The organism is Massilia haematophila (assembly GCF_042647645.1).
Taxonomy (GTDB): Bacteria; Pseudomonadota; Gammaproteobacteria; order Burkholderiales; family Burkholderiaceae_D; genus Telluria; species Telluria haematophila.
In genome coordinates this window covers 3,708,868-3,730,406 of sequence record NZ_JBHRVV010000001.1, presented here as the reverse complement: position 1 = coordinate 3,730,406, position 21,539 = coordinate 3,708,868, and the positions used below count along the sequence as shown (strand labels likewise).

The 21,539-nt window shown below is 66.1% G+C and carries 20 protein-coding genes; 5 read left to right on the top strand and 15 right to left on the bottom strand.

All coding sequences use genetic code 11. The features are described 5' to 3' along the window. Positions 1–4: 4 nt before the first annotated feature. The 6 genes from panB to hda all read right to left on the bottom strand — a co-directional run bounded on the left by panB (position 5) and on the right by hda (position 4,533). Entirely contained in the window at positions 5–862 is an 858-nt protein-coding gene (panB, locus tag ACFOPH_RS16525) for a 3-methyl-2-oxobutanoate hydroxymethyltransferase (RefSeq protein WP_312549363.1), read from the bottom strand. Positions 863–957: 95 nt separating this feature from the next. Continuing rightward, positions 958–1,305 (bottom strand): DMT family protein, encoded by a 348-nt coding sequence (locus ACFOPH_RS16520; protein ID WP_312549365.1) that lies wholly within the window; start codon positions 1,303–1,305, stop codon positions 958–960. Between the two features lies 1 nt (position 1,306). Further along, positions 1,307–1,780 (bottom strand): 2-amino-4-hydroxy-6-hydroxymethyldihydropteridine diphosphokinase, encoded by a 474-nt coding sequence (gene folK / locus ACFOPH_RS16515; protein WP_379736476.1) that lies wholly within the window; start codon positions 1,778–1,780, stop codon positions 1,307–1,309. Continuing rightward, the gene (gene pcnB, locus ACFOPH_RS16510) at positions 1,777–3,186 is read right to left on the bottom strand and encodes a polynucleotide adenylyltransferase PcnB (RefSeq protein WP_379736474.1); all 1,410 of its coding nucleotides are present in this window, start codon (positions 3,184–3,186) and stop codon (positions 1,777–1,779) included. Before pcnB ends, folK begins: the two co-directional genes overlap by 4 nt. Further along, positions 3,179–3,853: an HAD family hydrolase gene (locus tag ACFOPH_RS16505; RefSeq protein WP_312549371.1), complete on the bottom strand. Its 675-nt coding sequence runs from the start codon at positions 3,851–3,853 to the stop codon at positions 3,179–3,181. The genes pcnB and ACFOPH_RS16505 overlap by 8 nt, the downstream gene beginning before the upstream one ends. Further along, entirely contained in the window at positions 3,850–4,533 is a 684-nt protein-coding gene (hda, locus tag ACFOPH_RS16500; RefSeq protein ID WP_312549372.1) for a DnaA regulatory inactivator Hda, read from the bottom strand. Before hda ends, ACFOPH_RS16505 begins: the two co-directional genes overlap by 4 nt. Before the next feature lie 344 nt (positions 4,534–4,877). Between hda and purM the strand changes: the two genes are divergently transcribed. Then, on the top strand, positions 4,878–5,921 hold the full coding sequence (gene purM, locus ACFOPH_RS16495) for a phosphoribosylformylglycinamidine cyclo-ligase (protein WP_379736472.1): 1,044 nt from the start codon (positions 4,878–4,880) through the stop codon (positions 5,919–5,921). Positions 5,922–6,057: 136 nt separating this feature from the next. Here purM and ACFOPH_RS16490 read toward each other — a convergent pair whose 3' ends face one another. The 9 genes from ACFOPH_RS16490 to ACFOPH_RS16450 all read right to left on the bottom strand — a co-directional run bounded on the left by ACFOPH_RS16490 (position 6,058) and on the right by ACFOPH_RS16450 (position 18,334). Continuing rightward, complete coding sequence (locus ACFOPH_RS16490; protein ID WP_312548650.1) at positions 6,058–8,085, bottom strand: alpha/beta hydrolase family protein; 2,028 nt, start codon at positions 8,083–8,085, stop codon at positions 6,058–6,060. A 140-nt stretch (positions 8,086–8,225) separates the two neighbouring features. Further along, complete coding sequence (locus ACFOPH_RS16485; RefSeq protein WP_379736470.1) at positions 8,226–10,109, bottom strand: hypothetical protein; 1,884 nt, start codon at positions 10,107–10,109, stop codon at positions 8,226–8,228. 184 nt (positions 10,110–10,293) lie between these two features. Further along, positions 10,294–11,508, bottom strand: coding sequence for a 6-phosphofructokinase (locus ACFOPH_RS16480; protein WP_312548648.1), 1,215 nt, complete (start codon positions 11,506–11,508; stop codon positions 10,294–10,296). Between the two features lie 49 nt (positions 11,509–11,557). After that, positions 11,558–12,574 (bottom strand): alpha/beta hydrolase family protein, encoded by a 1,017-nt coding sequence (locus ACFOPH_RS16475; RefSeq protein ID WP_379736468.1) that lies wholly within the window; start codon positions 12,572–12,574, stop codon positions 11,558–11,560. A gap of 12 nt (positions 12,575–12,586) precedes the next feature. Next, positions 12,587–13,573, bottom strand: a complete 987-nt coding sequence (locus tag ACFOPH_RS16470) for a hypothetical protein (RefSeq protein WP_379736466.1) — start codon at positions 13,571–13,573, stop codon at positions 12,587–12,589. 130 nt (positions 13,574–13,703) lie between these two features. Beyond that, positions 13,704–15,752 carry a sodium:solute symporter family protein gene (locus tag ACFOPH_RS16465; RefSeq protein WP_312548645.1) on the bottom strand — a complete coding sequence of 683 codons (2,049 nt, stop codon included), beginning with the start codon at positions 15,750–15,752 and terminating at the stop codon, positions 13,704–13,706. After that, positions 15,749–16,075 carry a DUF4212 domain-containing protein gene (locus ACFOPH_RS16460; RefSeq protein WP_312548644.1) on the bottom strand — a complete coding sequence of 109 codons (327 nt, stop codon included), beginning with the start codon at positions 16,073–16,075 and terminating at the stop codon, positions 15,749–15,751. Before ACFOPH_RS16460 ends, ACFOPH_RS16465 begins: the two co-directional genes overlap by 4 nt. Then, positions 16,065–17,621, bottom strand: coding sequence for a sensor histidine kinase (locus tag ACFOPH_RS16455; RefSeq protein ID WP_312548642.1), 1,557 nt, complete (start codon positions 17,619–17,621; stop codon positions 16,065–16,067). Before ACFOPH_RS16455 ends, ACFOPH_RS16460 begins: the two co-directional genes overlap by 11 nt. Beyond that, entirely contained in the window at positions 17,618–18,334 is a 717-nt protein-coding gene (locus ACFOPH_RS16450; protein ID WP_312548640.1) for a response regulator transcription factor, read from the bottom strand. Before ACFOPH_RS16450 ends, ACFOPH_RS16455 begins: the two co-directional genes overlap by 4 nt. A gap of 190 nt (positions 18,335–18,524) precedes the next feature. Here ACFOPH_RS16450 and recA point away from each other — a divergent pair, with 190 nt between their 5' ends. The 4 genes from recA (at position 18,525) to ACFOPH_RS16430 (ending at position 21,502) form a co-directional block, all read left to right on the top strand. Further along, positions 18,525–19,601 (top strand): recombinase RecA, encoded by a 1,077-nt coding sequence (gene recA, locus ACFOPH_RS16445; protein WP_312548639.1) that lies wholly within the window; start codon positions 18,525–18,527, stop codon positions 19,599–19,601. A 36-nt stretch (positions 19,602–19,637) separates the two neighbouring features. Next, positions 19,638–20,096, top strand: a complete 459-nt coding sequence (gene recX / locus ACFOPH_RS16440) for a recombination regulator RecX (RefSeq protein WP_312548638.1) — start codon at positions 19,638–19,640, stop codon at positions 20,094–20,096. Between the two features lie 238 nt (positions 20,097–20,334). Continuing rightward, positions 20,335–20,694: a hypothetical protein gene (locus tag ACFOPH_RS16435; protein ID WP_312548637.1), complete on the top strand. Its 360-nt coding sequence runs from the start codon at positions 20,335–20,337 to the stop codon at positions 20,692–20,694. A gap of 247 nt (positions 20,695–20,941) precedes the next feature. Further along, a complete protein-coding gene (locus tag ACFOPH_RS16430) occupies positions 20,942–21,502 on the top strand; it encodes a DUF2889 domain-containing protein (RefSeq protein ID WP_312548636.1) in 561 nt (186 codons plus the stop codon). The last annotated feature ends 37 nt before the right edge of the window (positions 21,503–21,539 follow it).

Here is a 21,539-nt window from a genome sequence, read left to right as displayed (position 1 = left end):
CTCTTTAGAAGCAGTGTTCCGGCGCCGGGAAGCTGCCGTCGCGGACCGCGTCGACGTAGGCGCGCACGGCGGCGTCGATGCTGGTCTGGCCTTCCATGAAGTTCTTCACGAAGCGCGCCTTGTGGCCGGGGAAGACGCCGAGCATGTCGTGCATGACCAGCACCTGGCCCGAGGTGTCGGGACCGGCGCCGATGCCGATGGTCGGCACCTGCAGCAGTTCGGTGGTTTCCTTGCCCAGGGCTGCCGGCACGGCTTCCAGCAGCACGATGGCCGCGCCCGCCGCCTGCAGCGCCAGTGCGTCGTTCTTCAGGCGCTCGGCGCCTTCGCTGGTCTTGCCTTGCACCTTGAAGCCGCCCAGCTGGTGCACGAACTGCGGGGTCAGGCCGATGTGGGCGCAGACCGGAATGCCGCGCTCGGACAGGAAGGCGACCGTCTCGGCCAGCCAGGCGCCGCCCTCGATCTTGACCATCTGGGCGCCGGCGCGCATCAGCGCGGCCGAGCTTTCGAAGGCGATTTCCTTGGTGGCATAGGTGCCGAAAGGCAGGTCGGCGACCAGCAGCGCGTTCTTGTTGCCGCGTGCAACCGAGGCGGTGTGGTAGACCATGTCTTCCAGGGTCACCGGCAGCGTCGAGGTGTGGCCGGCGCAGACCATGCCGAGCGAATCGCCGACCAGCAGCATGTCGACCTCGCAGCGGTCCATCAGGGAAGCGAAGCTGGCGTCGTAGCAGGTCAGCATGCCGATCTTGGTGCCGGCCGCGCGCATCGCGTGCAGCGCGGGAATGGTGATGGGCTTGCGCGCAGGCTTGGAAGGTGGAGGGGTGTCGCCGCCAGTCATTTCCTTGCCCTGCAGATAAGCGCTCATAGTCATCCTTTTGAAAAACAAATCATTCGACGGCGTAGTGTAATGCCGTCCTTAAAATCTTGCCGGAGTGGCCTTGGTCCGCCAGCTGCGCAAACTCAGCTGCGGAAAATGAAATACACGGCCCCGACCAGGCACAGCGCCGCCCACACGTAGTCGAGCTTGAACGGCTGGTTCATGTAGAACATCGCGAAGGGCACGAACACCGTCAAGGTGATCGCTTCCTGCATGATCTTCAATTGGGCCAGGCTGTATTGGGTCGCGCCGATGCGGTTGGCCGGCACCTGCAGCAGGTATTCGAACAGGGCGATGCCCCAGCTGACGAAGGCGGCGATGTACCAGGCGCGCGTGTTCAGGGTCTTCAGGTGCCCGTACCAGGCGAAGGTCATGAAGATGTTCGACAGGACCAGCAGGCCCGCGGTCTGGACGAAGACGGGAATGTGCATGTCAGCTCAGGCGTTCGATGGCCTGGTCGGCCACGTTTGGCAGGAAGTCGGCCGCGCGGCCGCGGCCGGGAATCGCCGCATCGGGCGCGATGTCCAGCAGCGGCGCCAGCACGAAGGCGCGCTCGTGCATGCGCGGGTGCGGCACGGTGAGCCTCGGCGTGTCGATCACGGCGTCGCCGTAGAGCAGCAAATCGAGGTCGAGCGTGCGCGGCGCGTTGCGGTAGGGGCGCTCGCGGCCGTGCGCCTGTTCGATCGCCATCAGCGCATCGAGCAGCGCGTGGGCATCGAGTCCGGTGTCGACGGCGGCCACGGCGTTGATGTAGTCGTCGCCCGAGGAGTCGATCGGCGCCGTGCGCCAGCAGCCCGAGCTGGCGACCAGGCGGCAGCCGGGATACGCGGCCAGGCGCGCCAGGGCGTCGGCCACGTTGGCCCGTGCGTCGCCCAGGTTGGCGCCGATGCCGACGAACGCGATCATTCCTGGGCCGGGCCTGGTGCGGCGGCAGCGGCGGCCGGAGCAGCCGTGCCCGTGTCCGCGCCGGCGTTGCCTTCGCCGGCGTTCTTGCGCGGACCGCGGCGCGGCGCGCGTTTCTTCTTCTCGCCGGCGGCGGGGCGCGCATTCGCCTGCGTCACCAGGCGTTCGCGTTCGCCCGATTCGGCCTCGTAGAAGGCGCTCCACCATTCGCCCAGCTCGGCGTCGAGTTCGCCCGAGGCGCAGCGCAGCAGCAGGAAGTCGTAGCCGGCGCGGAAGCGCGGATTCTCCAGCAGTTTATAAGGCGCGCGGCCGGCGCGGCGCTCGAAGCGCGGCTGCATGGCCCAGATGTCGCGCATGTCGGTGGCGATGCGGCGCTGCAGGGCCAGGTTCTCGGTTTGCGTTTCCAGCACGTCGTCGGCGGCCAGGTGCAGCGCGGGGATCGGCGCCTCGCCGGCGGCGCGGTAGGCGGTCCACTTCTCCAGCACCTGGTGCCACAGCAGCGAGGCGAACAGGAAGCCCGGCGACACGCCCTTGCCGGCTTTGACGCGCGCGTCGGTGGACTCGAGGGCCAGGGTCACGAACTTCATGCCGATCGGCTGTTCCAGCACCACGTCGAGCAGCGGCAGCAAACCGTGGTGCAGGCCGGCCGAGCGCAGCTCTTTCAGGCAGGCCAGCGCGTGGCCCGACAGCAGGAGCTTGAGCATCTCGTCGAACACGCGCGCGGCCGGGACGTTGTCGATCAGCGGCGCCATCACGGGGATCGGCGCGCGCGTGGTCGGCTCGATCGTGAAGCCGAGCTTCGCCGCGAAGCGCACCACGCGCAGCATGCGCACCGGGTCTTCGCGGTAGCGCGCCTCAGGCACGCCGATGATGCGCAGGGTCTTGTCGCGGATGTCCTCGATGCCGCCGTGGTAGTCCAGCACCGTTTGCGTGGCCGGATCGTAGTACATCGCGTTGATCGTGAAGTCGCGCCGCGCGGCGTCCTCGTGCTGCGGGCCGAAGTTGTTGTCGCGCAGGACGCGGCCATGCTCGTCCTTCGGCGCGTTGGCGCTGCCGGCGCCGCGGAAGGTCGTCACTTCCAGCAGCTCCTGGCCGAACATCACGTGCACGATCTGGAAGCGGCGGCCGATGATGAAGGCGCGGCGGAACAGTTTTTTCACCTGCTCCGGCGTGGCGTCGGTGGCGATGTCGAAATCCTTGGGCTTCACGCCCAGCAGCAGGTCGCGCACGGCGCCGCCGACGACGAAGGCCTTGAAGCCGGCTTCCTGCAGGGTTTGCGTCAGGCGGATCGCGTTCGGCGACACCAGCTTCGGGTCGATGCGGTGCTGCTCGAAGCCGAGGACCACCGGCTCGGTGGGATTGCGCTGGTCTTTCACGCCAAGGATTTTACGAATGAATTTTTTAATCATTGAAGAGATGGAGTAAAGGCCAGCCGTTGGCACGTGCGTGTTGGGCGAGCGCCGCGTTCGGATTGGTCGCGACCGGATGCGAGACCAGCGACAGCAGCGGCAGGTCGTTGTGCGAGTCGCTGTAGAAGTGGCTGCGCTCGAAGGAGGCGAACGGACGGCCCAGGCCTTCCAGCCAGGCGTGCATGTGCGTCACCTTGCCCGGGCCCGAGGTCGGGGTGCCGGCCAGTTTCCCGGTCAGCTTGCCGTTGGCGCCGTACTCGGGCATGGCCGCGATGTGGTGCTCGACGCCGAAGGCACGCGCGATCGGCGCGGTCAGGTAGTGGTTGGTGGCGGTGATGATCGCCACCAGGTCGCCGGCGTCCAGGTGGCGCTGCACCAGGTCGCGCGCGGCCGGGCGGATCGCCGGTGCGATCACTTCCGCCATGTACTGTGCATACATGGCCTCCAGTTCGTCGCGCTCGAAGCGCGCCAGGGTGCCGAGGGCAAATTCCAGATACTCGACCGGGTCGAGCACGCCCGCCTGGTACTGGGCAAAAAAGTCGTCGTTGCGGCGCTTGTACTCGTCCGCGTCGACGGCCTTGACCCGCACCAGGAACTGGCCCCACTCGTAATCCGAGTCGATCGGGAGCAGCGTGTGGTCGAGGTCAAACAACGCAAGGTTTTTCATTCTTTGGATTCCGACTGCGGATTTCCTTGGAGCAGCAGGTCGCGCAGCAGCGGCAGCGTGACGGGGCGCTGGGTTTCGAGCGAATACTGGTCGAGGGCGTCCAGCATCGTCGCCAGGGAGCGCATGTCGCGCTTGAAATGGGACAGCAAATAGGGTAACACGCTGGCCGACAGCGTCAAACCGCGCGCCTCGGCAGCCTGGGTCAGCGCCGCGATCTTCTGGTCGTCGGACAGGCCATGGATCAGGTAGATCAGGCCCCAGCCCATGCGCGTGCGCAGGTCTTCGCGCACCGGCAGCACGGCCGGCGGCACCGGTCCGGTCGAGACCATGTAGGCGCCGTGCTCGCGGATCTGATTAAACAGGGCAAACGCGTCGATCTGGGCCTGCGGCGAGAGGCGGTCGCAGTCGTCCAGTAAATACAGCGTGACCTCGGGCGCAAACACGAAGGCCTCGCTTGGGGCGTCGGCGGCGATGTAGCGCGAGGCCGGGGTGGCCGCCAGCGCCTGCAGCAGGTGGGTCTTGCCGGCGCCGGTGTCGCCCCACAGGTAGGCGAAATGCTCGCGCGAAGCGCGCTGCGCGAACTGGTGCATCAGGTGCGCCAGCTCGGCATTCTCCCCGACCTGGAAGGTATCGAGGCTCTGCGCCGGGTCGGCGCCTAAATCGAGCACCAGCTGTTTCATGGCGTTCGTCTCATACGGGAATAGTCATACGCATCCGCCATTATAAAAGCTGCTGCGCTGACAATGGAATTCTGCCGGGATACGGTTCGGTAGGGTGGGCTCTCGAGCCCACGCGGACTCACGGCATGCATCGACGCTGCGCAAAACAGGTGGATCGCCGTCGCATTGTCCCGCCGGAGCACCGATGTCCCATCGGCAATCTGTTCTCCAGTTGGCGGAAAGAATGGCATGTTTTTGTTGTTATCTCGGTTTAGCGGGTTGGGGCCGGGCCGTTTTGCTAGAATAGCGAATTGACCAGAAACAGGTCTACGCCTTCTATTTTACCGCCTCCGCTGCTAAATACCATGAGCCAACCATCTAATGTTTCTCTGTCCTACCGCGACGCTGGTGTCGATATCGATGCGGGCGACGCCCTGGTCGAAGCGATCAAGCCCTTTGCCAAGCGCACCATGCGCGAAGGCGTCCTCGGCGGCATCGGCGGTTTCGGCGGCCTGTTCGAGATCAGCAAGAAGTACAAGGAACCCGTGCTGGTGTCCGGTACCGACGGCGTCGGCACGAAGCTCAAGCTGGCCTTCGAGCTGAACCGCCACGACACGGTCGGCATCGACCTGGTCGCCATGAGCGTCAACGACATCCTGGTGCAGGGCGCCGAGCCGCTGTTCTTCCTCGACTATTTCGCATGCGGCAAGCTGGACGTGCCGACTGCGACTGCCGTGGTCAAGGGCATCGCCCAGGGCTGCGAACAGTCCGGCTGCGCCCTGCTGGGCGGCGAAACCGCCGAGATGCCGGGCATGTACCCGGACGGCGAATACGACCTGGCCGGCTTCGCCGTCGGCGCGGTGGAAAAGTCGCAGCTGATCGACGGCAGCAAGATCACCCCGGGCGACGTGGTGCTGGGCCTGGCCTCGTCGGGCATCCACTCGAACGGCTACTCGCTGGTGCGCAAGATCATCAGTGTAGCCAAGCCGGACCTGGAAGCCGACTTCCACGGCCGCAAGTTGGCCGACGTGCTGATGGCGCCGACCCGCATCTACGTCAAGCCGCTGCTGGCCCTGATGCAGGCCATGGAAGTGAAGGGCATGGTGCACATCACCGGCGGCGGCCTGGTCGAGAACATCCCGCGCGTGCTGGCCGACAACCTGACGGCTGTGCTCGACGGTAAGTCGTGGACCATGCCGCCGCTATTCCAGTGGCTGCAGCAGCACGGCGGCGTGGCCGACGCCGAGATGCACCGCGTGTTCAACTGCGGCATCGGCATGACCGTCATCGTGGCGAAGGAAAACGCCGACGCCGCCATGGCCCAGCTGCAGGCCGCCGGCGAGACCGTCTACCGCATCGGCGAAATCCGCACCCGTGAGGAAGGCCAGGCGCAGACCGTGGTGGTGTAAGCCGGGTTCATCGCAATAAAAAAGGCGCTCCGAGGAGCGCCTTTTTTTTCGGCAAGGTGGAGTGGCTGGCGTGGCGTTGTCCCTAACGGTCAAGCGAACATGATGCAAACGTCACGCGTGGGGACGAGTCCCCACCCTACCTGGCCCCAGGCCCGATATGCTTGTCGAGAAACTTCTCGACCCGTCCCCAGAAGTCGACCCGGTTCGCCGGCAGGCTCCAGCCGTGCCCTTCGTCCTGGTACTCGATCCATTCGACCTGGCGGTTGGTCGGCTTGATCGCTTCCATGAACTTGCGGCCGTGGTACATCGGCACGCGGCGGTCGACGCCGCCGTAGGCCAGCATCAGCGGCGCCTTGATGCGCGCCGCTTGCTGGATCGGCGACGTCGCCTTCAATTGCTCCGCATCCCTGACCTGGTCGCCGACCATGTCGGGCATGCCGTACTTCTTGTACTGCTCGGACAGGTCCGAGGTAAAACTCCAGTGTCCGTCGTAGAGCAGGTTGATGTCGGTGACGCCGACCCAGCTGATGCCGCACCGGTACAGGTCCGGGTCGTTGACCAGGCCCATCAGGGTGGCATAGCCGCCATAGCTGGCGCCGGCGATGCAGATGCGCTTCGGATCGGCGTAGCCCTGGGCGATGGCCCAGCGCACGCCGTCGGCGATGTCGTTCTGCATGGCCAGGCCCCATTGCTTCCAGCCGGCGCGGAAGTGCTTGCTGCCGTAGCCGGTGCTGCCGCGGAAGTCGGGCTCGAGCACGGCATAGCCGCGCGAGGCGAGGAACTGGGTTTCGGAATCCCAACCCCAGCGGTTGCCGCGCACGTAAGGGCCGCCGTGGACCAGCACCACCATCGGCGCATTCCTGGCGCCGCCCGCCGGCAGGGTCAGCAGCGCGGGAATCTCCATGCCGTCGCGCGCCTTGTAGCGCACCGGGTCCTGGCGTCCCATGCGCTTCGGATCGATGCCGGGATAGGCCTCGCCGACCGGATTCATCGCGCCGGTCTTGACGTTGTACAGGGTGTAACGCAGCGGCCTGGTGTCCGAATACGACGTGACCAGCGCCCACTCGTTATGGTTCCCCGACGGGAAGGACATCAGGTTGACGGTGCCGCGCAGGCTTGCGTCGAGCTTCTTCTGGACTTCCTGCATGGCGGGGTCGAACCAGATGATCGTTTCGGCATCGGTGACCAGGCGGATGCCCAGCAGCTTGTCGCCGCTGCGCACCAGGCTGCCCGAGAAATCGTAGCCGGGCGTCACCACCAGCGGTTCGGCGCCGAGCTGGCCGGTGGCCAGGTCGACCGTGTAGACGCTGGCCGTGTCCTGGCCGTTGTCGGCGATCACGTACAGGGTGCCGTCGCTGCCGAAGCCCAGCGGCGTGAAGGCGCCCTTGCCGCCCTTGTAGGCATCGAAGCTCGCCAGCGTGCGCCATTCGTTGTTCCTGGCGGGATCGCGGTAGTAGATGGTGACCTGGCCATTCTCGGAAGCGGTGGCCAGGCGCGGTTCGCCTTTGTGGTCGAGCATCCAGTCGCGCACCGCGGCCGGGCGCTGCACGACCTGGGACGTGCCGGTCACCGTATTCAGGCGCAACAGGTTCACGTGACGCAGCGCGAAGTTGCGGTTGTAGTCGTACTCGGCGCTCTGGACGTAGATGGCGTCGGAATCCTGGGCGCCGCGCTGGTCGAGCATGAAGGTATGCCAGGGCAGCATCCGGCTGGCGATGTGCGAGCCGGTCGTTTCCTCGGCCTCGCCGCGGCGGCTGGCAAGCTGGCGCAGCTTGCCGCCGTCGCGGTCGACCGCATACAGGCCGGCCGCCAGGTATTCGCCCCCCGGACCGACCTGGTTGTCGGTCACGTTGAAGACCAGGCGGTTGTCGTTGACCCAGTCGAAGTCGAGGATGTCGACATTGCCGTAGCCCGCCACCGCTTTCGCGGTGTTTTCCTTCAGGTCGATCACGATCAGGTAGGCGCGGCGTCCCGACGCGCCCGAGATCGCCGCCAGGTAGCGCGCGCTCGGCGACAGCTTGGGCCCCGACAGTACCGGGTTGATGAAGAAGCGTTCGATCGGCGGCAGGGCGGCGCTGTCGGGAGCGGCGTGCAGGGGCGCGCAAGCGCACAGGGCCAGTGCCAGCGCGGCGCCGAGCCGGCGCAGGAGGGGGCGTGAAAGCATGGTGTTCTCGTTCAGGTTCTTGTCGTCGTCCGCGTTTTTGCCGCGGACATTTTTTCCCAAGAGCTTAGCAGTTGAACGTTTGTAAAGGCTCTCCAATTCTCACACCCTGGCCGGTGGCGCCTAACTGCCGGTAACTGTGGCTAGCGGCCTTCGCTGCGTCGTTCGTCGAACAGGCGGGTCAGCTGCTCGTAGGCTGCGTCCGCCATCGCCGCATAACCGGCGCCGGTGGGGTGAAACGCGCCGCCGATCGACTTTGCCAGCGAGGGGCGCGTCTGCGTGCGCAGACTATCGTTCGGCGTGCGCACCCAGCGCTGCTGCGCCGGATCGTAGGGCTGCCATTCCAGGTTTTCCAGCGGCTGCACTTGCCGCGCCACGACCTTATGCCGTGGCATCCCATAGCGAGCGACGTTTTCCGGATGTGCATCGGTCGCCTGTTTGGCGGAATCGGCTTCGGCCTTGAACGCGTCGGCGCACATCCCATGCTGCTTGAAAGCCTCGAGGTGCCCATCGGCATAGCGCCATCCGTCCGGCAATGCGCGTTTGATCGTGGTCTGGAGCGCCAGCACGATGTCGTTGCCCGCGCTCGTCATTTCGGCCTGCGTCGGCCAGAAATGCCACCAGAATTTGGCGATCCCGGCGCGTACCCGGGCCGCTTCCATACCGGCTCGCATTTCCAGTCCGCAGTAGTCGCCGGCGCCATTCGCGCGGAGCCGGTCGGGACGCATGATCGAGTTCGGATAGGCAAGCAGGATCACACTGTCGCGCGGCGCCTGGAAAGTGCTTTCCAGCGTCGTCGCCAAAGGCCGGTAATGGTTCGACATGCGCTGCATGCGCGTCTGCGCCGCCCGTCCGTCGACCGTTCCGAGCGTCTTGTGCATGATCCCCAGCGCCGCCGCGCCCGGCGCCGTATTGCCGTCGCCGGCCTGGGGCAGGACCGTGTGCATGATGGCCTTGGCAAACCCGGCATCGTTGCCGCCGATGCTGAGCAGGATGGCGTCCGGCCGGCGCGGGGCGGCGCAACCGAACATGTCGAGCCGCCGGTTTCCATGGAAGGCCCGGACCGGCTGGCCTCCTTCGCACAGGTCGCGTGCGGCCGCGTATAGCTGGCTGTGCTGTACCGAGGACGGCGCCCGGTAGGTCTCGTCAGCCGCCGCGGCCCGTTTCAGCACCCCGGGCGGATTCGCCTGGGCCGTGAATATGCCATCGTAGAACTCGGCGCCTGAGCAGGCATAGGAAGCGAAAGTGACTGCGTACTGCTCGGTTGCACCTTCCTGCCCGGCTTCGTCCGCGAGTCGCGACGCAAGCCGCAGCGCGGCCATGGCCTGCCAGGACAGCAGCGAACGGTTGCACTCGTTGTCCCACCATGCGACCTGGGGCGTTTTGCCGCCGTCCGGAAACCACACGCGCTGGAAACCGCGGGATTCCTCCGGTGGATACGGGTCCCAGACTTTCCGCGCGGCGTCGACGCGAAGTTCCGCCGGGCGGTCCGGAGACCCTTCGCCAGAGGAATACGAATCGCCCAGCCCCAGGATCAGCCAGTCGTGGATTTTTACCGGAACGGTGGCGGTGCTCCCGTCGCCGGCCCGGACCGTGATCTCGGTGGACGACGGCGCGCGCCGGCTGGCATCGTAGGGGATGTCCGCCGTCGTCGATGCACATGGCGCGCGCCAGGACTGTTGTGCGCCAATTTGCCAATCGCAGGTCGCGCCCGCCGGGGCGTCCCGCCAGCTCAGCAGGATCCGATGGCTGGTCGGGCGCAGATAGCCCGCTTCGTACTGGCCACTGGTGTTTTCCCCGCCGGCCGGATCCCAATAAGTGCGGCGATAAGGGAGGAAATCACCCTTGATCTGCGGCCCGATTCCCGCGAACCAGGTTTCGAGCTTCGTGTTGGCAGGAACCCTCAGGCGTTCGAAATCGGCCGGATTGCGAAACAGCCGGAACGGATTCTCCAGGCGCCAGCTGAGTGAGGGCGCGGCAGCCGAAGGAGCGGCGATCGTTGCCAGTGAAATGAGACTTGCGAACATCAAGGTGTACCTGACTAGCATGGCGTGATCCTTGTGCAGTAAGTGGCGGGAACCGGAAATGGTGTGGGCGTGGCTGTGTTGCGCCCGCTGAGCGAGCGCCACCGATTAACTTATCACAACATTGTCAAAAAGGCACCCATCAACGCGGAGGGCTTGTATTCCGCGTTGCTTGCCGAACGAGGCATCAAGTCCGGAAAATCTTGGGTACGCGCGCGCCGCGCAGGCGGAACGCGTCAGGCATGCGCGAGCCGAGCAGCGGGCGCAGGTAGAGCCGGAAGGCGTCGGTGACGTCGGTGCCGCTCGCGCTGATGAACTCGTCCTCCATGGTGCGCGTCTTGCCGGCGACTTCGTCGAGGGGCAGCAGTTCGTAGTCGACCGAATAGAAGCCGGTGCGGCGGATCGCCACCGAGCCGTCGGCGTCGCCCCAGAACGCGAACTGCACCGCCTTCTCGCCGACTTCGCGCGCCTCGCGCTGGTCGACGTCGGAGACGCAGCCGATGAAGGAACGCTGCAGGTAGCCGAAGGTGTCGCCGCGCACGCGCTTGATGCCGAGCTTGGTGCGGATCTCGTCGCACAGCAAATCGGCCAGGGCGCCGGTGCCCGAGAGCTGCACGTTGCCATGCTGGTCGCGCTCGATCTCCTTCGCCAGCAGGGTGGCGACCGGCTCGCCCGAGGCGTCGTGGATGCCCTCCGAGACCGCGATCACGCAGCGCCCGTGGCGCTCGACCATCGCCTGGACGTCGGCCAGGAAGCGCGCCAGTTCGAAGGTGCGCTCGGGCAGGTAGATCAGGTGCGGGCCGTCGTCCGGGAATTTCTTGCCGAGCGCGGAGGCGGCGGTGAGAAAGCCGGCGTGGCGCCCCATCACCACGCCGACGTAGACGCCGGGCAGCGCCGCGTTGTCGAGATTGGCGCCGGCGAAGGCCTGGGCCACGAAGCGCGCCGCCGATGGAAAACCCGGTGTGTGGTCGTTGCCGACCAGGTCGTTGTCGATGGTTTTCGGGATGTGGATGCTGCGCAGCGGATAGCCGGCCTGGCGCGCCTGCTGGCTGACGATGCGCACGGTGTCGGCCGAGTCGTTGCCGCCGATGTAGAAGAAGTGTTCGATCTCGTGCGCGCGCAGCACCTCGAAGATGCGCTGGCAATACGCCATGTCGGGCTTGTCGCGGGTGGAGCCGAGGCTCGAGGAGGGCGTGGCGGCCACCAGTTCCAGGTTGTGGCTCGTTTCCTGGGTGAGGTCGATGAACTCCTCGTCGACGATGCCGCGCACGCCGTGCAGGGCGCCGTAGACCCGGGTGACGCCGGGGAAGCGCCGTGCTTCGAGCGCCACCCCGACCATCGATTGGTTGATGACGGCGGTCGGCCCGCCTCCCTGTGCAACGAGGATCTTGCCAGATGACATACAGAACCTCCTTCAGGTTGTGGCGGACGGACGTCCGTCAATCAGTACATTACAGTGCTGCTCCCTTGCCGATATGCTTGTCCAGGAACTTCTCGACCCGGCTCCAGAAATCGATGCTGTTCTTCGGCAGCCGGAAGCCGTGACCCTCTTCCGGATACTCGACCCATTCGACGTTCGGATTGGTCCGTTTGACGGCGGAATAGAACTTGGTGCCGTGGTCGATCGGCACGCGCATGTCGGCGCCGCCGTAGGCCAGCAGCAGCGGCTGCTTGATGCGCGCCGCCTGCTCGATCGGCGAGGTCGCTTTCAGCTGGGCCGCGTCCTTGACCTGGTCGCCGATCATCTCCGGCATGCCGTAGCGCTTCCATTCGTCCGGCATATCGCTGGTGTGGTTCGCGCTGCCGTACATCAGGTTGATGTCGGTCACGCCGACCCAGTCGATGCCGCATTTGTACAGGTCCGGATCGTTGATCAGGCCCATCAGCGTCGCGTAGCCGCCATAGCTGGCGCCGGCGATGCAGACGCGTTTCGGATCGACCAGCCCCTTGTCGACCGCCCAGCGCACGCCGTCGGCGATGTCGTTCTGCATGGCCAGGCCCCATTGCTTGAAGCCGGCCTTGTAGTGGGCCGCGCCGAAGCCGGTGCTGCCGCGGAATTCCGGCTCGAGCACGACATAGCCGCGCGAGGCCAGGAACTGCGTTTCCGCCTCCCAGCCCCAGGAGGCGCCGCGCACCCAGGGACCGCCGTGCACCAGCACCACCATCGGAAGGCCGCTGCGCTTCCCGCCCGGCGGCATGGTCAGCAGGGCCGGGATCTCGAGACCGTCGCGCGCCTTGTAGCGCAGCGGCTGCTGGCGTCCCATCAGTGCCGGGTCGATGCCGGGGCGGGTTTCGCCGGCCTTGCTGATCTGCTTCGTATCGCGGTTGTACAGGTAGGTGGTCAGCGGGACCGCATCGGAGTAAGCGGTCACCAGCAGCCAGGGCGTTTGCGTGTACTTGGGCGGCGGCGCGACCAGGTTGACCGTCGCCGGCAGCAGCTGGTCGACGCTCTGCTGGATCGCTTTCATGTCCGGGTCGAACTACTCGATCGAGGTCGCGTCGGTGGTGAAGTACATCCCCAGCGTCTTGGTGGGCGAGGTCAGGATCGTACCGGCGAAGTCGTAGCCCGCGGTGCTCAGCAGCGGCTCCGGGTTGATCTTGCCGGTGGCGAAATTGAAGGTGTGGACCGCGCTCGTGTCCTTGTTGTTGCGCGCAACGACGTACAGGGTGCCGTCCGGGCCGAACTTGAGCGGCGTGATGGTGTCCGGATTATCGCCGTAGGCCTTGTAGCTGGCCAGCTTGCGCCACTGTTTCGTTTCCGGATCGAGGTAATGGATGGTGGTGGTGTCCTCGACCATGCCCATCGCCAGGCGCGGCTCGCCCTTGTGGTCGAGCAGCCATTCGGTCACGTCCGCCGTCGGCCGGGTGACCGGTTGCGCTTTCCCGGTGCGCGTATTCAGGCGCAGCAGCTCGAAGCGCGCCTCGCGTGCACTGGTTTTCACCACCATGTTCTTGACATAGACGTAGTCGGAGTCCTGGGAGCCGGTCTGGTCCCGCATATAGGTATGCCAGGGCAGCAGGCGCCTGGCGGTGCGGCTGGAGCTGGCGTCGTAGCCGCGGTCGGCCAGCTGCACCAGTTCGCTGCCGTCGCGGTTCACCCCGAACAGGCCCGGGGCATGCTGCCTGTCGCCTTCGCCCAGGTGGTTGTCGCTGATGTCGAAGATCAGGCGTTCGCTGTTGACCCACTGGATGTTGCCGATGTCGCCGTCGGCGTGCGAAGCGACGATCTTGCCGGTGTTGGCCTGGAGGTCGACGACCGCCAGCGCGCGCGGATGGCCGGGGGTACTGGTGCGCGCGGCCAGGTAGCGGCCGTCGGGCGAGAGCACGCCGCTGGTGAAGGCGGCCGCGGAAAAGAAGCGCTCGATCGGCGGCAGGGACGGGGCAACCTGTGCCTGGACAGCCGGTGCGGCGTACAGCGACAGGGCAAGCACAAGGGCGTGGGCCAATGAGGCTCGGGAAAACGACATGCCAAACTCCTGGTTTTGGAAACAAAAAGAATAGTTGTTTCTTCAGAATAACATTTATGCATGAAAAAAAGCTATTCACCCAGGATATTTTGCAGGGGCCGTTGCGTCGAAACCGCACTGGCGCGCGCGCCTACTCCGGCGCCCGGATATAGTCGACCAGTCCGTTGCTGGCGCGGCTGGGCGGTGCGGTGAGCAGGCTGACCAGCACCACCGCGGCAATGCCCGCGGGTACGCCGAAAATCCCTGCCGACATGGACGCGATATCGAACCAGGCCGCATCCATCCGACCGCCCAGTGCCGGATTGGTGCGGAACATATAGTAGAGGCAGGTCAGGAAGCCGACGAGCATGCCGGCAATCGCCCCGGCTCCGTTGGCGCGCTTCCAGAACACGCCCAGCACCAGCGGCGGGAACAGGGTCGAGGCCGCCAACGAGAAAGCGGCCCCCACCAGCGACAGGATGTCGGCCGGCTTCTGCGAGGCGGCGTAGGCGGCGATAAAGGCCACGGCCAGCAGCAGCAGCTTCGAGATCGTCACCCGTTTCTGGGTCGAGGCGCCGGGGTCGACCAGCTTGTAGTAGACGTCGTGCGAGAGCGCGTTCGAGATCGCCAGCAGCAGGCCGTCGGCGGTGGAGAGCGCGGCGGCCAGCCCGCCGGCCGCGACCAACCCCGAGATCACGTAGGGCAGGCCGCCGATCTCGGGCGTGGCCAGCACCAGCACGTCGCCGTCGATCGCGATCTCGGCCAGCTGCACCAGGCCGTCGCCGTTGATGTCGGTGACGCTGATCAGGGGATGGACCTTGTCGACGTTGGCCCAGTACGAGATCCAGGTCGGCAGCGAGCGGAAGTCGGAACCGACCAGGCTGGTATAGATGTCGTATTTCGCCAGCACCGCCAGCGCCGGGATGCTCAGGTAGATCAGCAGGATGAAGAACAGGGTCCAGAACACCGAGCCGCGCGCCTCGTGCACCGAAGGCGTGGTGTAGGAACGCATCAGGATGTGGGGCAGGGCGGCGGTGCCGAACATCAGGCAGAACACCAGGGCCAGGAAATTGTTGCGGCGCGCGTTCGATTCGGCCTCGGTGGCGCCGGGGAAGGGCGCGGCGTGCGGCTGCGGCGGACGCGAGCGCGCGAGCAGGCGCGCGCGCTGCTCGCGCCACAGGCCTTCGGCGTCTTCCGGCGTCTTTGGGTAGGCCGCCAGTGCCCGTTCGGCATTGCGCACCTCGGCCAGCGAGACGTTGCGCAGGCGCGCCGTGTCGAGGCGGCGCTGGGCTTCCAGCTTGCCTTGTTCCCAGGAGGCCGGCAGCGCGGCCAGCTTCGCGTCATAGTCCTCGGCGTCGCGCCGGAAGCGCGCGCGCACCTCGGCTTCGCGCGGGTCCTGCGCCAGCTGGGTTTCGCGCTGGGCCAGTTTCGGCAGCACCGAACCGTAGGCCACCTGGGGCAGGGGATTGTCGGCATGCTTGGCCGACAGCCACATGGTCGGGATCAGGAAGGCGACCAGGATGATGATGTACTGCGCCACCTGGGTCCAGGTGATGCCGCGCATGCCGCCCAGAAAGGAGCAGACCAGGATGCTGGCCAGCCCGAGGAAGATGCCGACCGAGAAGTCGACGCCGGTGAAGCGCGAGGCGATCAGGCCGACGGCGTAGATCTGCGCCACCACGTAGATGAAGGAGACGATGATGGTGGCGCCGACCGCGATCGCGCGCACCGCGCCGCCGCGCCCGCCTGCGCCGTTGGCGTAGCGCGCCGCCAGGAAGTCGGGGATCGTGTACTGGGCAAACTTGCGCAGGTAGGGTGCGATCAGCAGGGCGACCAGGCAATAGCCGCCGGTCCAGCCCATGATGTAGGCGAGGGCATCGAAGCCGTACAGGTACAGGCCGCCGGCCAGGCTGATGAAGCTGGCCGCCGAGATCCAGTCGGCCGCCGTGGCCATGCCGTTGAACAGGGCCGGCACGCGCCGTCCGGCCACGTAGTATTCGGTGACGTTCGAGGTGCGGCTGACCACGCCGATGGTGGCGTACAGCGCGATGGTGGCGAACATGAACAGGTGGCCGATCCACAGGCGCGGCATGCCCTCCTTCTCGAGCATCGTCAGCGCCAGCAGGAAGCCGGCGAAGCAGGCGCAGAACCAGGCGTAGTAGCCGGACAGGCGGCGGAAATAGCGCTTGTTGCCGCTCACGCGCCGCCCTCCAGCGCGCGCGCATAGCCGGTGTCGAGGCGGCGCATGCGCCAGGCATAGACGCCGATGATGGCCAGGCACACCAGCGAGGCCCCCTGCGCCGCCATGTAGAACGACAAGGGCCAGCCGAACACGGTGATGCGCGCCAGTTCGCGCGCGAAGAACACGGTGCAGAATCCTGTCGCCACCCACAGCGCCAGCAGCACGACGGTCAGGCGGCGCGTCTGGCGCCAGTGTGCGGCGCGCGCGGCCAGCAGGCGGCGCTGGCGCCGCAGGTCGGAGTCGGAATGGGGTTCGGAAGCGGGCGCAGGTTCAGGCGGCATCGGCGGATTCGGTGACGGGTGGTGGGAAGGTCAGCCGGAACAGGCTGCCCGGGTATTTCTTCGAATGGCTGCGCGGGTTATAGAAGATGTCCACTTCGGCGCCGTGCTGCTGGGCGATCTCGCGCACGATCGCCAGGCCCAGGCCGCTGCCGCTCGCGCTCGAGCCGAGGATGCGGTAGAAGCGCTCGAACACGTGGGCGCGCTCGGCGGGCGCGATGCCGGGGCCGGTGTCCTCGACTTCGAGCAGGGCGTGTTCGCCGTCGCGCCGCACGCGCACGGTGACGCTGCCGCCGGCCGGCGTGTAGCGCAGGGCGTTGTCGATCAGGTTCGACAGCAGTTCGCGCAGCATCAGGGCATTGCCGGCGATGTTCACCGGCTCGTCGTGCGGCTCGTAGCCGAGGTCGATGTCGTGGGTGAACGAGGCCTGCACCCAGTCCTGCACCACGGCGCGCGCCAGCGCCCCCAGTTCCAGGTCCTCGAAGGCCAGGCCGGCATGCGGCTGGTTTTCCGCGCGCGCCAGGGCCAGCAGCTGGTTCACCAGGCGGGTGGCGGACTCCGAGCTTTTCGCCAGTTGCTCCAGCGAGCGGTGGATCTCGTCCGGGTCGATCTGGCGCAGGGCCAGCTCGGACTGCATGCGCATGCCGGCCAATGGCGTCTTCATCTGGTGCGCGGCATCGGCGATGAAGCGCTTTTGCATGTCGATGGTCTGGGCCAGGCGCCCGAGCATGTCGTTGAGCGAGCCGACCAGCGGAGAAATTTCTTCCGGCACTTGACGGGAATCGATGGGCGACAAATCGTCCGAGGAGCGCGCGCGGATCCTTTCCTGCAGCTCGGCCAGCGGCGACAGGCCGCGCGAGAGCGCGAACCAGACCAGGGCCAGGATGATCGGCAGGATGATGAACTGGGGCAGGATCACGCCCTTGATGATCTCGTTGGCGAGCAGGGCGCGCTTGTCCAGCGTTTCGGCCACCTGCACCAGGGCCTTGCGCGGCGCCGGCGGCTCGAGCGGCGTGGAAGCGTCGGCGCTGTGCAGGGGATCGAGATTCACGTAGAGGTAGGCCACGCGCACCGGCGTGCCGTGCACGGCGTCGTTGCGAAAGTGCACGGCGCCGTCCTTGTCGTCCTCGTCGTCGCGTGGGCGCGGCAGTTCGCGGTCGCCGTCGACGTGCGCGCCGCCCGCGTCGAGCACCTGGAAATACACGCTGTCGACGTCGTCGGCGCGCAGGATGTCGCGCGCGCTGCCGGGCAGGCGGCTGGCGATCGCGCCGTCGACCTCGCGCACCTGCTGGGCCAGCACCGTGACCCGGTCTTCCAGTGCGTGGTCGAAGGGCTGGTTGGCGATCGACTTCGCCACCAGGTAAGTGATGGCGATGCTCATCGGCCACAGCAGCAGCAGCGGCGCCAGCATCCAGTCGAGGATTTCGCCGAACAGCGAGTGCTGGATGCTTTCCTCGGGCTCGGGATTCGGCGGCACGTACAGCGGCTCGGGCACGCCGGCGGGGAAATCGCCGTCGGGCGGCACCAGGCCGGCGTCGCGGTCGTTCACTTGTGCTCGGCGGCCTGTTCGGTGTTGGCGCCGGCCCGGGCAGCGTCCGAGAACTTCTCCAGGCAGTAGCCGAGCCCGCGCACGGTGGCGATGCGCACGCCGCCGACCTCGATCTTCTTGCGCAGCCGGTGCACGTAGACCTCGATGGCGTTGTTCGACACCTCTTCGCCCCATTCGCACAGGTGGTCGACCAGCTGCTCCTTCGACACCAGGCGCCCGGTGCGCGCCAGCAGGATCTCGAGCAGGCCCAGTTCGCGCGCCGACAGGTCGAGCATCTGCTCGTTGATGTAGGCGCTGCGCCCGACCTGGTCGTACGAGAGCGGGCCGTGGCGGATCACGGCCGGGCCGCCGCCGGCGCCGCGCCGGGTCAATGCGCGCACCCGCGCCTCCAGCTCGGACAGGGCGAAGGGCTTGGCCATGTAGTCGTCGGCGCCGAGGTCGAGTCCCTCGACGCGCTGCTCGACGGAGTCGGCCGCGGTCAGGATCAGCACCGGCAGCAGGGAAGAGCGGGCGCGCAGGCGGCGCAGCACTTCGAGGCCGGACATTTTGGGCAAACCGAGGTCCAAGATCAGGAGGTCGAACTCCTGGGTCGAGAGGGCGGTATCGGCATCGGCGCCGTTGCGCACGCAGTCGATCGCATAGCCGGACTGGCGCAGCGAGCGCGTTAGTCCGTCGGCGAGTACGCTATCATCTTCCGCAAGTAAAATTCGCATGTTCCACCTCGTTTTTGATTAAACCTCGCTGCGGCCTTTATTGTGTTTGATTTAGCGCAACAATGCGAGCTTTCTCACACCTTGGCACTAGATAGCGCTTGCCAAAACCACTGGATTTTTATACAGTAGTAGGTATTGAATTGCGCGACGGCGCCCACACCTTGGTTACCTCCGAGACTGAAAGAAAATTATGGACGACAAAAAATCCGCAGTAAATGCCTCCGAAAAAGGCAAGGCGCTGGCTGCCGCCCTCGCGCAAATCGAAAAGCAGTTCGGCAAGGGCTCGGTCATGCGCATGGACGCGAATGCACCGGTCGAGGAAGTGCAAACCGTGTCCACCGGCTCGCTGGGCCTGGACATCGCGCTTGGCGTCGGCGGCTTGCCGCGCGGCCGTATCGTGGAAATCTACGGTCCGGAATCGTCGGGTAAAACCACGCTGACCCTGCAGACCATCGCCCAGATGCAAAAGCTCGGCGGCACCTGCGCGTTCATCGACGCCGAGCACGCGCTCGACGTCACCTATGCGCAAAAGCTGGGCATCAAGCTCGACGAGCTGCTGATCTCGCAGCCGGACACCGGCGAACAGGCACTCGAAATCACCGACGCCCTGGTGCGTTCGGGTTCGGTCGACCTCGTGGTCATCGACTCGGTGGCCGCACTGACTCCGCGCGCCGAGATCGAAGGCGACATGGGCGACTCGCTGCCGGGCCTGCAAGCCCGCCTGATGTCGCAGGCGCTGCGCAAGCTGACCGGCTCGATCAACCGCACCAACACCCTGGTGATCTTCATTAACCAGATCCGCATGAAGATCGGCGTGATGTTCGGCAGCCCGGAAACCACGACCGGCGGTAACGCGCTGAAGTTCTACGCCTCGGTGCGCATGGACATCCGCCGTACCGGCTCGATCAAGTCGGGCGACGAGGTGATCGGTAACGAAACCAAGGTCAAGGTCGTCAAGAACAAGATCGCGCCGCCGTTCAAGGAAGCCCACTTCGACATCCTGTACGGAGAAGGCACCTCGCGCGAAGGCGAAATCCTGGACCTGGGCGCCGACAACAAGATCGTCGAGAAGTCGGGTTCCTGGTACAGCTACAACGGCGAACGCATCGGCCAGGGCAAGGACAACGCCCGTCAGTTCCTGAAGGACCGTCCGGCACTGGCACGCGAGATCGAGAACAAGGTCCGCGCGGCGCTGGGCGTGCGCGAGCTGCCGCCGGTCGCTGCCGACGGCGGCGATACGCCGAAGCTGAAGGCCGTGTCGGAATAAGCTTGAGCGTGCTTTGATTGTTCTGACAGCAGCACCATGCGCGCGCCACCCCTGAGCCTGAAGGCCCGGGCCCTGCGCTTCCTCTCCATGAGGGAGCACAGCCGGCTCGAGCTGGGCCGCAAGCTGGCGCGCCATGCCGAGGAGGGCGACGACGTCGAAGCCCTCCTCGATTTCCTCGAAAAGAATAACTGGCTGTCGCAGGAGCGTTTCGCCGAATCGCTGATTCACCGAAAAGCTTCCCGCTATGGCAACAGCCGCGTCGTGGCGGAATTGCAGAGTCACGGCGTGAACGGCGAAGCGCTTGCCGAGCTCAAGTCCGAACTGGCCGAGAGCGAAATGGCGCGCGCCGTCGAAGTCTGGCGCCGCAAATTCGGCACCGTTGCCCAGGACGCGCCCGAGCGCGCCAAGCAGATGCGCTTCCTGATGGCGCGCGGCTTTTCCCAGCGCGCCGTACGCGAGGCGCTCAAGGGCGCTCCGGACGACGACGATTGTTGACGTTACAGCACCGGTAAGCCTCCCGGGACCATATCCGGGCTAGATTTGGGCCCGATCCGGGCCAGGCGCCAGCGCGGAGCGCCATTCGCCGATATGCCCTGCATATTCCTCAACGACGGATGGCGCTGCGCGCTGGCGCTTGATGTCCGCGGCGCATGCCGCACTCCAGGCCGCAGGCCTCGCCGCTCCAGTCCGCGGCGCCTGCCGCAGCAACCCGAGCGATCGAGAAGGGAACAAGATGAAAGCGTTGCTCGCACTAGGACTGGCTGCCGGCCTGATCGGCTGCACCCAGGCGCCGACCAGCCCCGCCGGCGTCTATATTCTCAGCACCGCCGACACGTCCATCGTCCTGGACGTGCGTCCCGGCGGCGACTACGTCCTGCAAACCAGCGGCCTGGGCCGCAATACCGACGAAATCCGCGGCTCCTGGCGCGAAGCCGGCGGCCCGGCGCTATCGGTCTCGTTTTCCGGCATCGTCTGGCGCGGCATCGAGCCCGAGGCGGGGGAGGGCACCTGGTCGGCCATCATCGACCGCGATGCCCAGATTTGCCTCGACGGCGAGGGCATCAACTGCTTCTTCCGCAACGACGTTTCCTGACTCGACCCGCCGCCGTGGCGTCCACCGACCCTGTATGGGCAACGTTGGCAGGCTTGCCATTCTTTCGACATTCCCCGGTTGGCGGCGTGGTCAATGCGTCATGTTGCAGTGCAACCGCTATCGGCCTGTGCTAAACTTTGACGGTTTAAGCAGCGCCGCATGAGCGGTTGTTGCCGCAGAAGCTGCGGCAACGTGCATCAGCACACCGGCTGCAACATTTGACCGCCGCCCTGTCGGCAACGTTTTTATGCCTCTGTCTTCTCCCGCTCCGCGCCAGCTCCGGCACACGCGCGCCATTACCGTCGAAGCGTACGCGCGCGACGATGGCCTGTGGGACCTCGACGCGCGCATTCGCGACATCAAGGCACAGGACATCCCGCTTGCTTCCGGCGTCCGTCCGGCCGGCACCGCAGTGCACGACCTGAGCCTGCGCATCACCATCAATCGCGACCTCGAGATCGTCGACGCCGAAGCCGCGTCCGACTCGGTGCCGTATCCTGGCTATTGCGACACCATCGGCCCCGCTTACAAGAAGCTGGTCGGCCTGTCGCTCGCCAAGCATTTCCGGTTGCACCTGAAAGACCGCCTCTCGGGCGTGCTTGGTTGCACCCATTTGACTGAACTGGCGCAGGTCCTGCCCACCGCGGCAATCCAGGCCTTCGCCGATGATGCGTTCGAGACGCGCAATGCCGCCCAAGGCGACGCTGAGCGTCCTTACGAGATCGACCGTTGCCACGCGCTGCGCGCCGACGGTCCCGCCGTGGCACGGTATTACCCTCGTTGGGCGATCAAGGCCGTACCGGGTTAAACTCCGATGTCGAAGTTTTCCAATTAACTATCCATAT

What these genes read in the sequence shown, in the direction of transcription:
- ACFOPH_RS16520 (WP_312549365.1), bottom strand. Translation starts at nt 1,305, where the DNA reads ATGCACATTCCCGTCTTCGTCCAGACCGCGGGCCTGCTGGTCCTGTCG.
- ACFOPH_RS16430 (WP_312548636.1), top strand. Translation starts at nt 20,942, where the DNA reads ATGCCTCTGTCTTCTCCCGCTCCGCGCCAGCTCCGGCACACGCGCGCC.
- ACFOPH_RS16475 (WP_379736468.1), bottom strand. Translation starts at nt 12,574, where the DNA reads ATGAAAGCGATCCAGCAGAGCGTCGACCAGCTGCTGCCGGCGACGGTC.
- ACFOPH_RS16485 (WP_379736470.1), bottom strand. Translation starts at nt 10,109, where the DNA reads ATGTTCGCAAGTCTCATTTCACTGGCAACGATCGCCGCTCCTTCGGCT.
- folK (WP_379736476.1), bottom strand. Translation starts at nt 1,780, where the DNA reads ATGATCGCGTTCGTCGGCATCGGCGCCAACCTGGGCGACGCACGGGCC.
- panB (WP_312549363.1), bottom strand. Translation starts at nt 862, where the DNA reads ATGAGCGCTTATCTGCAGGGCAAGGAAATGACTGGCGGCGACACCCCT.
- pcnB (WP_379736474.1), bottom strand. Translation starts at nt 3,186, where the DNA reads ATGATTAAAAAATTCATTCGTAAAATCCTTGGCGTGAAAGACCAGCGC.
- ACFOPH_RS16435 (WP_312548637.1), top strand. Translation starts at nt 20,335, where the DNA reads ATGAAAGCGTTGCTCGCACTAGGACTGGCTGCCGGCCTGATCGGCTGC.
- recA (WP_312548639.1), top strand. Translation starts at nt 18,525, where the DNA reads ATGGACGACAAAAAATCCGCAGTAAATGCCTCCGAAAAAGGCAAGGCG.
- ACFOPH_RS16490 (WP_312548650.1), bottom strand. Translation starts at nt 8,085, where the DNA reads ATGCTTTCACGCCCCCTCCTGCGCCGGCTCGGCGCCGCGCTGGCACTG.
- hda (WP_312549372.1), bottom strand. Translation starts at nt 4,533, where the DNA reads ATGAAACAGCTGGTGCTCGATTTAGGCGCCGACCCGGCGCAGAGCCTC.
- ACFOPH_RS16450 (WP_312548640.1), bottom strand. Translation starts at nt 18,334, where the DNA reads ATGCGAATTTTACTTGCGGAAGATGATAGCGTACTCGCCGACGGACTA.
- recX (WP_312548638.1), top strand. Translation starts at nt 19,638, where the DNA reads ATGCGCGCGCCACCCCTGAGCCTGAAGGCCCGGGCCCTGCGCTTCCTC.
- ACFOPH_RS16480 (WP_312548648.1), bottom strand. Translation starts at nt 11,508, where the DNA reads ATGTCATCTGGCAAGATCCTCGTTGCACAGGGAGGCGGGCCGACCGCC.
- purM (WP_379736472.1), top strand. Translation starts at nt 4,878, where the DNA reads ATGAGCCAACCATCTAATGTTTCTCTGTCCTACCGCGACGCTGGTGTC.
- ACFOPH_RS16505 (WP_312549371.1), bottom strand. Translation starts at nt 3,853, where the DNA reads ATGAAAAACCTTGCGTTGTTTGACCTCGACCACACGCTGCTCCCGATC.
- ACFOPH_RS16460 (WP_312548644.1), bottom strand. Translation starts at nt 16,075, where the DNA reads ATGCCGCCTGAACCTGCGCCCGCTTCCGAACCCCATTCCGACTCCGAC.
- ACFOPH_RS16470 (WP_379736466.1), bottom strand. Translation starts at nt 13,573, where the DNA reads ATGTCGTTTTCCCGAGCCTCATTGGCCCACGCCCTTGTGCTTGCCCTG.